Source organism: Niabella sp., assembly GCF_030150205.1.
Lineage (GTDB): Bacteria > Bacteroidota > Bacteroidia > Chitinophagales > Chitinophagaceae > Niabella.
The window spans coordinates 284,264-298,623 of the sequence record NZ_JASLGT010000004.1 but is presented as its reverse complement, the minus strand read 5'-3'; the positions used below and the strand labels follow the sequence as shown (position 1 = coordinate 298,623).

The window sequence follows — 14,360 nt, the reverse complement described above, 5'->3', positions numbered from 1 at the left end:
ATTACCTATCGAGCTATGACTGGAGCCTAACAATAATGCCAAATCATACTTACTCATATTCCCCTGCTGTTTTGTTATAATCAACATTTGAACACGCTTAAACTGAGAAGGATTTTGCTTCTGTAAATGACGGAGTTCTGGCAGGCTCTCTTTAATGAATAGCTCTTTTAGTTTACCCATAACTCAAATATACAAAAAGACATTAACTTAATGTCTAATCGGTATTACCTCGCTCAATCAGCAACATAAACCCAAACAACGGTTGACTTGTAACCGCAACATGAAGAAGCCGCCTCAAATACTTTTGAGACGGCTTCTTTCGAACTATTCATATTTATAAATAATTCACGGCCAATTTAATATCAAAGGCTATTGGGGATTATTCGGTAATACAGCAGGATTGGCATCAACCTCTGCCTGAGGAATCATAAATAAAAACTTATTATCCCCCGCCGGTATATTCAGATTTCCCCATGACGGATGATTACTTCCCGCGTAGTTGCGCACAACTCCTTTCCCAAGCCGTTTCAGATCAAACCATGCAAAACCTTCGCCCCACAACTCTATGCGCTTTTGAAGAATAATCTCATCGATTAACGCGTCACCAGATTTAGTCGACTTTAAATATTCCGGATCTCTTTGTTTTGTAATTTCATAAAGAGCATCTCTTGCTTCCGACTCTTTCCCAGACCGTGCGAGCCCCTCTGCTTCAATATAATACATCGCAGCAGAACGCAGATAGATATAATCGCCATCGGTTCTGTCCGGCATTGTAAGGTCTCTAAACTTCAAACTAATATAAGGATCATATTCTGTTCCATCATACTCACCACCATCAGCGCCGAAATAGCTGCTTTTCCGAAAGTCTGTTGAAGACATTGCATCATAAAGCCTCCTGTCTATCGAAATACTTCCTCCTTCCGCGTATCCTGTATTAGTATTATCAAAATGAGAGAAAAAACTCGCTACAAATGTGGTCAGTTCGGCATTGATATCTGCTCCCCACATGGTTTCATTCTGGTTAATATCATAAAAACCATTTTTCCACTGGCTCTCTGTTAACAGGCTATACCCCTGTCTTGCCTTATGTGCCATGTCAGCGGCCTGGGCATATTTTCCCATCTCCAAGTATACATCTGCCAGAAATGCCTGGGCAACACCCTGGTCCACCATTTCTTTATTAGGGCGTGTATACCCCTCCAATGCAACTACCGCTTTCTCAAGGTCCTGTTCAATTTGAGCATACACTTCACTAACCTTCTTTCTGATCAACGAAGTGGTATCAATATTCAAGGGAATACATAATGCATTTTCATGTCCCTTATAGGTAGGCCCGTAGATGCGCGCCAGCATGAAATGAAAATATCCACGCAAAGCCAGTGCCTGACCACGAACGTGCCGAAGCTCCGCATCCTCTGTATTTTCATCTACATTATTAATAATTGTGTTTGTGTTCTTGATTTGCATATAGTAAGTAAACCATGGCATATGTGCCCTGGAATTAGTAGAAACCCTTCCAGTGTAGTTGTAGTTGTACATATTCCAGTTCGGATATAACATTACCACATCATTTCCCATTAAATCAAGAACAGATAAAATCGATTTATGACCATAATCCTCATGTCCGGCATATCCGGTCAGGCCATAAGAGCGTAACCCCGCATAAATTCCTCTGAGCGTACCCATTGTTGCTGCAGAAGACTTGCCAAGTTGTTCACTGTTAATATATGATTCAGGGGTTACATCCAGAAAACTTTTTTTACAGGAGCTTGTAAAGCCCAGGATTGCAACTGCTATATATAAAATAATTCTGTTTTTCATTATTTAAAATTTAACGGTGAGGCCCAAAGAAAGGGTTCTTAATAAACTGTAACTATTTAACGTTAAACCATTGTTGGTGTTTCCTCCTATTTGCATCATCCGGGGATCCAATCCCTGTCTTTTTGATTTCATCCAAAGATTATTGCCCAACAAATTTACCCGTACATCTCTTAGGCCCAACCGGTTAATAAAGTCTCCGCCCAGGCTGTATGAAACAGAAACATTCTCCAGGCTGATATAGCTTGCTTTTATAAGGAACAGGTCAGACGAGGCATATTGCGTACGGTCAACACTTGAAAGAATTGGCAATGTTGCGGTTTTATTCTCCGGAGTCCAGGTGTTATACACATCTCTGGAATAGTTTGCTCCAGAGCTTCCCATGCCGATACCTTCGCCGAACAATCCCTGGTAAACGTTATCATAAATATATCCGCCCATTTGATAGGCAAATCCCAGCGCCACAGAAAGCTTTTTATAGTTAAGGTTTAACCCAAAGCCTCCATACAGATCCGGATTCGCAGTTTTATCGCTCAAATACTGGGTTGCAGTAGAGTGCGTCTTTGTTTCTGTTTTGGGGCCAATGGCAACACCTGTTTTACCATCCACGTCGCCGGTATACCATTTCCCTTCCCCCGTTTCAGGATCTACACCGGCAAATTCACGCAAATAATAAGTATAAGCACTCTTGCCTTCTACAAAACGAAAAACGCCGGATACAAACGGATCTGGAAGACGGGTGATCCGATTTTTATAATGGGTAGCATTCACCCACAGATTCAGATCCAAATCTTCCTTTTGGATCACGTCGCCATCCAGATTAATTTCGACACCTGTGTTACGCATATCTCCAATATTTCGGGAAACAGAAGGAGTACCACTGGAAGGAGCCAACGGAAAATTATACAGCATATCGGAAACAGCTCTTCTAAAAAACTCAACTTCCAGATTCAAGCGGCGCCACATACCCAGCTCAAAACCAGCATTCAGATTTTTAGATACTTCCCAGCGCAGGTCTTTATTTCCGAAATAGACCTCTTTAATAACAGGATTTCCTCCCGCATCGGAAGTAACTTCATATTGAGTTACGTAAGGCATAAAGTTTCTACCAAAGCCAAAATGGGAACGATGATCCATATTTACGTAGCTGGGGTAAAACAGATTGTCATTTCCTTGCTCTCCATAGCTCGCTTTTATTTTTAGATTGGATATGATGCTACTTCCTGCTAAAAAGTTTTCTTTCGATGCGATCCAGGCAGCACCCACTCCGTAAAAGTTACCCCACCGATTATCCGGGTGAAATACGGAAGATCCATCCCGACGGTAACTTGCATTCAGGTAATACTTTCCTGCATAATTGTAATTGAGTTTTGATAAATAGCCTTCTACATCATAATTATCGTTAAACCCATTCAATGCGCTGTATTTACTGGCATTGGAAACCCAGGGACCTCCAGGAATTACAATTGTTGTTTTTGTACCCGCCAGCATTTTAGAAGTATACTTTGAAGACTCATGGCCAACCATTACGTTCAGGCTATGATCATCGAACTTCTTCTCGTATGTTAGCAATTGCTGGTTTGTTATAGTACCATCAAACATTGCTGCATTGGTTATAGATCCTCCATAGGGAGCGGCATCTCCTCCCTGATCTGTAGCCAGGCGAACCCGATACGATCCCAGATAATCATACCCCAGGTTATAAGTAAAGTTGAAATTCTTTAAGAAATCAACAGACGCATACCCTCTTAAACTCAGGTTTTTATTTTCATTGTATTGCGTATTGAGCACAGTTGTAGCATAAGGGTTCATATTCGTGATGTACGTTCTTTTGGCTACAGAGTTATCCGGGTTCGTTGTTTCACCATTCCCCCAATCGTAAAGACGGTCGCCATTTTTATCCATAATGAAATTGCCATCCTTATCACGGGCATAAATAGGATAAATAGGAGCCATATTCCGCGTCCAGGAAAACAAATTAGAATAAGTGCTAGACCCTTTACCAGCCTGAGGATCCTTCATTTTGGTAGCTGCAAAGTTTACATTACCACCTACCTTCAGAAAGCTATATGGTTTGTAGTCTAAATTTGCCCGTGCAGAAACTCTGTCAAATCCTGAATTTACCACATATCCTTCATCTTTAAGATACCCACCGGATAAGTAAGACGACAATTTGTCTGTACCATACCGTAAACTAACAAAATGCTCATGGCGCACACTGTTTCCAAACAGCGCATCATCCCAATCATCATGATATTTTACCTGGGCACCAGAATTGATTTTTCCTGTTTTGGGATCAATGATCTGATCGTTCGCTACATTAAAAATATTGTATCCCAAATCCTTTACAAGCCCTTTCGACGCAATTAATCCGGCATCATCCCAGGAGTTTGAAGCCGTTTTAGCGCCCAGTCGCAAGCGCTGCCATCTTAATTCATAGTACTCCTTGGGATCCTTGATTATATCATAATCCTTTATAGCCCTTGAATTCACACCAATCCGGCCATCGTAGGTAATATCCATCTGCCCCTTGCCTTTTTTTGTTGTAATAATGATTACACCATTGGCGCCGCGGCTACCATATAAAGCGTTAGCAGATGCATCCTTTAAAAAGGAGATCTGATCAATATCCTGGGGCGATATAGCAGCAACGTCGCCATTGTAAGGTACTCCATCTACCACATACAAAGGCTGATTGGATGAAGATATAGACCCGATACCTCTAAAACGCACACTGGGATTGACTCCTGGCTGTCCTGAAGTGCTTCTTATTTGTACACCGCCAACCTTACCCGCCAGAGATTGTAATACGTTTGAACTTTGCGACTTGCCGATTTCTTCTGCTTTCAGTGTTGAAATAGACCCTGCAATTTCCTCCTTCTTTTGTGTACCATACGCAGTCACAATTACTTCCTGTATGGTTTCCGTTTCACTTCTTTGAAGGGTAAGATCAATTCTCGTTCTTCCCGCAGCAGGTAGTTCCTTAGCTTTATAACCTGTGGAAGAAAATACAAGAATGGCATTTTCATTTACGCGCAAACTAAAGTTACCGGCTTCATCTGAAGAGGCCGCGTTTGAAGTTCCTTTTTCCGAAATAGTAGCAAAGGGAATCGCATTCCCCGCTTCATCCTTAACAGTTCCAGTTATGGTTCTTGTCTGCGCAAAAACCAACATAGAACAGGTCACGAGTGCCAGTAGCAATACAAGTTTTCTCATGGATTTTTTTTTGTTAATAGAAAAATAGTCAATCATAAAGTCAATTCATAACTTATAAAGTCAGTTAAGAAAGCCATGCAAAGTACAATGTTTTAACAATTTTTTTATGATTGCTTAACTTTTACAAAACACTAACAATTGTTAATTAACGATTCAAATAGTTGCATAGCGAACGTTTTAAGTTGATTTACAACAATTTGCACAAAGAGGGTGTTTTTTTGAAAAATTTAAAAAATTTGATTCAAGTCAAGTGATTTTTTTAAAAAAAACAAAATATCAACCTTTTCTACTGTATCGGCCCACCATCATCAACTACAAGAATACCTTTAGTATACACAAGAACATTGCTAACACATTCATTTGTAATATAAAGTTTCAAAAAATACTTTCCTGTTGTGTTAAAATTCACCTCCACAGTTGACTGATCCGGAGAGGTCATAAAATACTGGGAAGCTGAAGCGCCGCCTATACCATTTGTTAATTCCCATCGATATGTAAGTGCGGAAGTGGAATTTGCTGTGAAAATATAAGACCCGCCAATAGTAGCAGTTCCTCCTCCATTATGTAAAAGCGGAGATACAGACACCGTAGGAGGATCGTAACCTAATATTATCGAGTTTGAACATGTATATGTGTTCCCATTGACAGAAACATTAGCCAAAAGATTCGTTTTTCCGTTCGCCGCCTTTGTCACCGTAGCTGTTCCCCCGCTTGTTGTAATCGTTCCTAAACTTGAATTAGCTAACGACCAATTAACTGTAGCCCCTGCTGGTAAATTTCTAATTGTATAGTTAGCTGAGTTACAAAACGCCAATGAGCCTTGAATCTCTAGAAAGGGATAAAGCGTTGCTAAGGCAGAAAGATCATTTGCTGTAAAAGGCCGGTCGTCAGAATCGGCAATACAAGCCAACATCCAACTATTCGCATCTTCCGCTGTGGGTGTTCCCGGAATATGGATGGCTCCATCACTTCCTGCTCCCTCATTATTATATGCAGCTTCATAAGGGCAACTGTAATCTCTATTAAAATAATCTGTGTGTCTAAATCCTATGGCATGGCCAATTTCATGAGCTATAGTTGTAGTAAGAAAGCCCGAAAAAGGACTTGATCCAATTTTTACATTATCAAGAACAATCTGTGTGCCTGGGTTCCCTTCACTCGAAGGGAATCCAGGAGAAAGCCCTATTGTACTTCCAGGAAGAGCACCAAAAACTACTGATATATCGGCGCTGCTTGTAACGCGCACAAATTTCAAGCTGATCAATGCATTATTGTATCTCGCTAAAGCGTTATCAAATGCATCCGAATACACTTGATTTGCGTTTGGGTCCAATAGCACCCGAATGGTTCTTGGAGCGGCGGGGCTTGTACCTTTCACAATATTCGTAGTTCGGTATTGACTAATAATATTCCCAGGTAGTAATTTATTGCTCAAACTTCCATCTAAATTAGGTAGAACACTTCTGACCATAGTTCTTCTCAGTTGAGTCTCAGTTATGTAAATATCGCCTTCGACTATATAGCCATCTTTATACGGAACAACCCCATATGCACTGAAACCCTCCGCAACGATACGTTCTAAAACATCTTGTGGAATCTCCTTGCTATGCCGCATTTTATCATTTTTCTGACATCCAACAAAAAAGCATAGTAAAATAGCAAGCTGCAGGAATACGTTCTTTTTTCTCATAGCGATATTTTTTATAGTTACAAAAGATAGTTAATCATAAAGTTCAATTCATAACCAACAACATCAGTTAAGATAGCCCACACCAAGTACAATATTTTAACATTTTTTTGACAATTATTTAACTTTTACAAAAACTAACAATTGTTAATTAACGATTTAAATAGTTGTATAGCGAACGTTTTTGACTGATTTACAATATTTTGTAATACATGACTCGTCGTTAGAGAAAATCAAAAAAATTGACCCAGATCAATTGATTTTTTAGAAAATTCACAACAAAAAGACCATTCAGTTTCGGTTACGTACAGCATAGCACCTGGTGTTATTTTATGAAAGCAAGGAGACAAACACTACATGCAATTACTCACGAGAACAGTTCCGGTCTTGTACAAAAGCGGAGCTTCCAGCAAAAAGCCTTAATCAGTAGTTTCCAACACCTCTGCTACCGCCACTAACAATCAGTCCTTTGTTCCGGGATCTCCTGGATTGTGGAGGCAATTTGTTTCCATGGCAAAATCAAAATAATTATTACCACTAGTAAAAGTATAGTTGAATGGGCCATAGGTTTCATTAACATACTTTGCACTCACAACCGTTAACCGAAACTCCCACGTTTTCAATCCGGCGTTCTGCCCACAGTCAAAGGAAAAAGCGCTGCTCATTTGACATGTTGCGGGCAAGGTCAAAACGTTTTCTCCCTGCGGCAGCCTTACGCTGATCCATGGGCTGGCGATATCCCAATATCCTGAACCATCTTTTACAGCCAGAGCGATATTAAACTCTATGTCATGAGCTGCCGGTTCGGACATAAAAAGCTGTAAGTCCTTATTATATGTTATGGAATTCTGATCCGGACAAGAGGGTTCCAATGGTGAATAGTTTAAAATAATGTGCGGTGGTTCGTCATCCGGTGCAAAATAGCGGTTATGCATAAATGAAGCCAGCGTTATAAACAGCACCATCAATACAGTTACAACAGAAGATCGTTTTTTCATAATTTCAGTGTTAAAGGTTAAAAGATCTTACAATTTACAACAAATTATAATAAAAACACTTTTTCCGAAGGAATAAAATAAAAAGGAGTATTTGGTTTTGTTCCAAATACTCCTTTTATCATTGTTTCTTTCTACTTGAGGCCGGACTATTGTACAACAACGACCCGCACCGGTGTTGGAATGATCTTGGATCCATCATCCAATGTTATCAAAAAATGAAAATACCTGTTTAACAGTGCGCTGGTTGCACTAACCAATGGTATCGTTTGGGAGGTAATTGTCCTGTACTCCGGAAAAGAACTTTGAAAAGTAACACTTTTACCGTTTCCGGCAATCGGGTTTTTTACATAGATACCTACATTTGCTGTATTGGTAACCTTGCTTGCATCTGCCAATAAAGTAACGGCAGCGGTGGTTGCATTGGAGTAAACCACTCTTGATATCTCTTTTATATTCCTGCTACTGCCCCCGGGAATATTTAATTGGATTGTGATAATACTATCTTTTACGGATGCTGCAACAGCCGGGAAGTTAAACATCCCATATACGTTTGACACCGTTACCGGCGTTTCCGGACTATTAATCGTTAATGGATTAAAGCCCCCCTTTTTACAGGATGCTGTCAGAAGTATTATCCCTAGTAACACTGATGAAAATAGCTTGCTCATTTATTTTAGATATTTATGATGTTAAAATTATAGCCCCCACCAAACTTTGACATTTGTTTTGGGTCTTGGATTCGGCTGATTCGGATTATTTGACTCTGATGCCAAATAAGGGAATCGCTTCGGAATGGTAGTTGGATCATCTCCCGAAGCGTTCAATGCCAATGAAAGCACAGGATAGCCGGTCCTTCTATAATCATTATACGCCTCATACCCGTTGCCAACAAGTGAAATATACTTCTGGGTAATGATTTGCTTGATTTTGTCATCATTGGAACCACTAAGCGTTACAATAGATGTGTTCGTAGTAAAATACGTGTTGATCTCAGCGTCTGTCATACCCGCCAGTTTCATAGAGGCCTTGATACCATTCTGATAATAGGTATTTGCATCGCCGGATATTCCATAACGAACCGCTGCTTCTGCAAGTATAAATTGTACCTGATGATAGGTCAGCAGCCTTGCCGGTCCCTCGCCGCTGGCACCTACAACATAGGCATTATATTGTGATCTGTTTGCGGCAGGTACTGCAGCCGCAGTAGAGCCGTTTTCATAAGAAGTAAAGACACTGTTGGGTTTTGTATAATACTTCGCTAACCGCACCGTATCGTTCTGTGCCCTCATTAAGGCCAGAAAGCGGGAGCTTAGCATTTCATTATTCTTGAACGACCCGATAATATCGCGTACATAAACCGGATTCTGATTCCCCGCAGATGTACCAAAATTAAGGCTAAAATTCAGTGAATTATCATTGATAAATTTGTCGCCCGCTACCACATCCTTAATCACATTGGCCGCTGTTGTAGGGTCAACATTAGAAAGCTGAATCGCAAACTTCAGCAGCAGCGAATTTCCTGCACGTCTCCATTTTGAGATATCACCCCCATAAAAAGGATCATCAGTCGTGGGTTTCAGGGCAGATGGCTTGTCTAAATCCGCCATTCCCTCTTTCACCAGGTCAAATAAGCTTTGAATACCCGCCGACGCGTTTCCCTTATAGATATCTTCCTGCTTATCATACCGGGGTGAAGTATTAGCCAGACCCAAACCGGCTTCAGAGTACGGAATATCACCCCAAAGGTCTGTTGTAAGTCCCATAATATATGCTAATTCGATTTTTGCGATACCGCTATAAACCGGACTTGTTTCCTGTGTTTTAGCAATTAATATTCTTAAATTGTTGACAGTGCCACTATAAATTTCATAGCTCCAGGCATTGGTTACGCCTGTTTGATCTGCCAGATTATAAACATCAAAGGCTGTCCATTGCGCAACCGCCGCATTATGCTGCATCATTAATCCTGTAGCAAGGCCCAACTGATTTACATTGGTGAATGAAATCCCTACAGAAGTCGTTGGCAACAACACTTTGGGTGGCACATCTTCCGGAGAGTTGGGATTGGCGTTCACATCGACAAATTTCTTACAGGAAGTGAGTGCCGCAGCAACCAGCAATCCCGATAAAAAATAAGTTACTATTCTTTTATTTTTCATTTTCTACTATATTATAATGTTATTTTTAAATTAGCACCGAACGATCTGGTATTCGGAGCACTCTGCAACTCAAGTCCCCTGATATTTCCGGCGCCCTGTGTGCTCAACTCCGGATCGATCGGACTATTAGGTGCATAGAAGAACAGGTTTCTTGCAAAAACCGTAAGCTTAAGTCCCTGTACAAACTTACTTTTTACGTTTAACGCAGCAAAGCTATACCCCAAGGAGGCCTCCCTGATCCGGAACGTAGTGGCATCAAAAACGGTAAATTCACTTCCCCCGATACCGCCGAAGTTGGAGTTCCAATAAGTCTGTGTTGGGATTTGAATGTAGTTTTGTATATAGGTTCCGTCCGCTCTCTGAATAACACCCGGCAAAATTTTGGGCGTATCTCTGTCAATCCCGGTTTCATACAACGATCCATTAGAGCGTAAGGTTGCTACGGTCCAGGACATAATGTCGCCTCCATATTTTAAATCAACAGTAGTTGAAAGTGTAAATCCTTTATAGCTCACCGTATTTACCCATCCGCCAATCCACTTCCGATTGGGGTCTGCAACCACCTGGTCCGTAAGGGCCACTGCAAAGTTACCGGTGGTTGAATCGATCAGGAACTGACCATCAGGACTTCTTGGAATCTTACTTCCAACAATCACACCATAGGGATATCCGATTCTTGCCGACGGGATAACGCCTCCGAATACGGATCCGGAGACTCTTGCAGTTTTGATATCACCAAATAACTCCTTAACCATATTCTTGTTCTTGGAGAATGTGAAATTCATACTCCACACCACATTACTATTTTTCACCGGAGTAATGCCAAGCGAAATTTCTGTGCCTGCATTGGTTATTTTACCAGCGTTTAAATACCGAGATGTATAACCGCTGGCAGAAGGTATGGAAATACTCATGATCTGGTTGATACTGCTGGACCAGTAAGCTGTAAAGTCTAATGTAACACGATCCTTCAGTAATCCCAGGTTGGCCCCTAACTCAAACGATTTTGTAATTTCAGGCTTTAAATCTGCATTGGGCAATGTGCCGGAAGCTCCAAAACCGGTAAGCGAACCAAACGGAAAGGAGAATGATCCGGTATTATTACCAAATGACTGAGACGAGAAGCTATTCGTCAAACTATATACAGGCGCATCATTACCTACCTGGGCGTAGTTTAAACGCAGCTTGGCAAAATTCAAAATGTCTGATTTCAGCTCTCTGAATGCCTCGGTTGCAACAAAACTTCCACCAGCCGAATAATAAATATAGGTATTATTGGCTTTAGGTAATGTGGAGGATTGATCTGCTCTCAAGGTAAATTCAGTATTCAAATATCCTTTGTATCCAAGGCTTAACTGACCAAAATGCCCCACCAGTCTTCTTTTTGACGAATATTCTCCGGTGCCGTTAAAGTTAGATCCGTTGCTTACATTATAGAAACCCGGAATCGCCAGGCTCGCTGATGATATGTATGGATTCTGATAAACACGTTGATTTATATTCTGCCCCAATAAGAAATTGGCATTGATTCCGGTTCCCCAAAGATCGTTTTTCTTTAAGTTAACCAAAAGATCTCCGTTCAGTTCAGATCTCCAGAATACATCTTCCAGTACCTGACCCAATCCAGAACCGGCGGTAGATCCTATCGCAGATACCTTTTTCCGGCGGTCTGTATAATAATCCGCACCTACTCGGTAGGCAACATTTAACCAAGGGAATACATCATAGGCTACTTTCACATTTCCTATAAAACGCATCAGGTTACTTCTCAGCGGATTATTGTATGCAGCCCAATAAGGGTTATCATTACCGGCAATAAACCAGTTATTACTTCCATCGGGATTCTGATAATTTTGTTTATAGTAATCCAGGTTGGTGCTTCTTGTTACCGAAAACAGCCGAAACATCGCACTATTGCCTCCGTTCCCCTGGGTAGTTCCCTCCTGTAAAGTATTCATCACTTTTGCACTTCCAGAAACATTGAGCTTGGTTGTCAGCTGGGACCCTGCATTGAATTCGATACTGTTTCTCTTGAAACTGGTACCGGGTAAAATCCCGTTGGTTGTACTGTTATTAAGAGCAATGCCAAAATAACTTTTGTCATCACCACCGTTAATGGAGAGGTTGTTTTCCAAAACATTCCCAGTCTCAAAAAAACCAATCAGGTTATCCGGATAAGGATTATACGGAATCACATCCCCTGCCTTATAAGCAACCCCGTTTACAACCTGATCTACCGATGCGATAAGCCCGTTGGTCAGTGTAGGTGTTGATCCAAACTTTGGTCCCCAGGAGTTTGTTGACGTACCGCTGAATATACCAGAAGCTCCCTGCCCGTACTCGTTCTGCAGCTTGGGAAATCCATATACTTTTTGTTGAGAGTAGGAAGTCGATGCAGTCACATTCACTTTATTCTTGATGCCAGAGCCTTTTTTTGTGGTAATGATTACTGCCCCGCTGGCGGCCCGTGAACCATACAGGACTGCGGCAGCAGGTCCTGCAAGAATGGAAACGGATTCTATATTATTAGGATTTAAATCATAGGCTCTGTTGGAGGGCTGAATTCCATACAGCGTACTACCTGTTTGGTCTACATCATTGCTGATCGGGACCCCGTCTACAACAAAGAGTGCTTGGTTATTATTAGAAATAGATGTCATACCTCTTAAAATAATATTTACAGAGGCCCCTGCTGCGCCGCTTGAACCGGCAATATCAGCGCCGGCAACCTTTCCCTGAAGTAAGGAAAGCAGATTTGTCCCTCCCCGGTCTTCCAGTTGGTCGGATTTAATCACCTGTGGGTTATAGGAAAGTGTTTTTCGCTCTCTCGAAATTCCAAGAGCGGTAACCACCACACTTTCCTGCATTCCTTCCAACAACTTTAAAGTAATGGTAAGCGGATTACCTCCCATTGCGGTCACTTCCTGCTTGTCGAAACCGTTAGCTGTGATTTCCAGTTTGCTGCCGTTTTTCAAACTGATCCTGAAATTGCCATTCTCATCAGCAGAGACTCCATTAGAAGTGCCCTTCTCTAAAACGGTCGCAAAGGGTACACCCTTTCCCGCTTCATCAATAACTCGCCCGGTAATTGTTTTTGTTTGAGCCGATGCTGTACAAAGCAACCCTGCCAGTACGGCAAACAGCAATACAATTTTTCTCATGTAATTTTTTTTGTTAAGTATGATATATTCCAAGCCAGATAGTATTGATCAATCAGTCAGGTACTGTGATTGTCAAATATTTCTCGCCATGAAAATACAGGTTTTTTAACATTAATTTTATCATTTTTTAACTTTTAATTACATGAATATTATGTAAAGAACCAACCGTTAGTTGCTTAAACAACCTTAAAAATTGATTCTCATCAACTTACATAAAACAGTTTTTTTTAGATAGTTTTTAACAAATTGATTTAAATCAACCCGTTTTTTAGAAAAAAACTAAGCTCAAATAAGATTTTCAGGCTTTTGCAGTTCTATCCAAAATTTTTCGCACCCCTCCTAAACTTTCAGTAGGTTTGCAGCCTATGCAACTACTGAACGGAAAAGAAACAGCAAAAGTGATCCTGGACTCCCTCGAGATCGATGTAGCGCAGCGCGCAGCCACCGGCAAAAAAGTGCCACACCTGGCGGCGATCCTGGTGGGAAACAACGGGGCCAGCGAAACCTATGTAGCTTCTAAAGTAAAGGCCTGCAATGAGATCGGCTTTGTATCCACCCTTATTCATTATGAGGAAGATGTAACGGAGCTGAAACTCCTGGAAAAAATTGAGGAACTAAATGAAGATATGGATGTGGATGGCATCCTGGTACAGCTGCCGCTTCCGGCGCATATTTCTGAAAAAAAGGTGATTGAAACCATCGATCCGGCCAAAGATGTAGATGGATTTCATCCTGTGAACATTGGCAAAATGACCCTGGGAGAAAAAGATGCCTTTATCTCTGCTACACCTTATGGTATTATGCTGCTTCTGGAGCACCATAAGATCGAGACCAAAGGGAAACATGCAGTAGTGATCGGCCGGAGCCATATTGTAGGCCGCCCAATGAGCATTTTGCTGAGCAATAATGCCAATCCCGGAAACTGCACGGTAACACTTTGTCATTCGAAGACCACCAACCTGAAGGAGATCTGTCTGCAGGCGGATATTATTGTGGCGGCCATCGGCATCCCCGAATTTGTAACCGCCGACATGGTAAAGGAAGGTGCCGTAGTGATTGATGTAGGCATTACCCGGATCAAAGATGCCACTAAGAAATCGGGGCACCGTTTGGTAGGTGACGTAGCATTTGCAGACGTAGCACCCAAAACAAGCTTTATCACCCCGGTTCCCGGAGGCGTAGGCCCCATGACCATTGCCGCATTGATGAAGAATACATTTAAGGCCTGCGACAACCGGAACTAAGGTGGGTAAATCCTAAATATCAAATTCTAAATTCCAAATATCAAATCCCAGCTATCAAATATCGCTCCGGTCACATT

General features: G+C 41.4%; 9 protein-coding genes. 1 reads left to right on the top strand and 8 read right to left on the bottom strand.

Going from position 1 to position 14,360, the window contains the following annotated elements; all coding sequences use genetic code 11:
- From Q1V85_RS03655 to Q1V85_RS03620, 8 genes are all read right to left on the bottom strand, one after another.
- On the bottom strand, positions 1-180 hold a 180-nt coding region (locus Q1V85_RS03655; RefSeq protein ID WP_300597547.1), incomplete at its 3' end, for a hypothetical protein.
- A 189-nt stretch (positions 181-369) separates the two neighbouring features.
- A complete protein-coding gene (locus tag Q1V85_RS03650; RefSeq protein ID WP_300597545.1) occupies positions 370-1,821 on the bottom strand; it encodes a RagB/SusD family nutrient uptake outer membrane protein in 1,452 nt (483 codons plus the stop codon).
- Between the two features lie 3 nt (positions 1,822-1,824).
- Positions 1,825-5,034: a SusC/RagA family TonB-linked outer membrane protein gene (locus Q1V85_RS03645; RefSeq protein WP_300597543.1), complete on the bottom strand. Its 3,210-nt coding sequence runs from the start codon at positions 5,032-5,034 to the stop codon at positions 1,825-1,827.
- A gap of 286 nt (positions 5,035-5,320) precedes the next feature.
- On the bottom strand, positions 5,321-6,724 hold the full coding sequence (locus Q1V85_RS03640) for a M57 family metalloprotease (protein WP_300597541.1): 1,404 nt from the start codon (positions 6,722-6,724) through the stop codon (positions 5,321-5,323).
- Positions 6,725-7,182: 458 nt separating this feature from the next.
- Positions 7,183-7,719, bottom strand: a complete 537-nt coding sequence (locus Q1V85_RS03635) for a hypothetical protein (protein WP_300597539.1) — start codon at positions 7,717-7,719, stop codon at positions 7,183-7,185.
- Positions 7,720-7,865: 146 nt separating this feature from the next.
- Complete coding sequence (locus Q1V85_RS03630) at positions 7,866-8,258, bottom strand: hypothetical protein (protein WP_300597537.1); 393 nt, start codon at positions 8,256-8,258, stop codon at positions 7,866-7,868.
- A 156-nt stretch (positions 8,259-8,414) separates the two neighbouring features.
- Positions 8,415-9,878, bottom strand: a complete 1,464-nt coding sequence (locus tag Q1V85_RS03625) for a SusD/RagB family nutrient-binding outer membrane lipoprotein (protein WP_300597535.1) — start codon at positions 9,876-9,878, stop codon at positions 8,415-8,417.
- A gap of 11 nt (positions 9,879-9,889) precedes the next feature.
- Positions 9,890-13,039, bottom strand: coding sequence for a SusC/RagA family TonB-linked outer membrane protein (locus tag Q1V85_RS03620; protein WP_300597533.1), 3,150 nt, complete (start codon positions 13,037-13,039; stop codon positions 9,890-9,892).
- Positions 13,040-13,404: 365 nt separating this feature from the next.
- On the opposite strand from Q1V85_RS03620, the gene folD reads away from it, so the two are divergent.
- A complete protein-coding gene (folD, locus tag Q1V85_RS03615; RefSeq protein WP_300597531.1) occupies positions 13,405-14,283 on the top strand; it encodes a bifunctional methylenetetrahydrofolate dehydrogenase/methenyltetrahydrofolate cyclohydrolase FolD in 879 nt (292 codons plus the stop codon).
- The last annotated feature ends 77 nt before the right edge of the window (positions 14,284-14,360 follow it).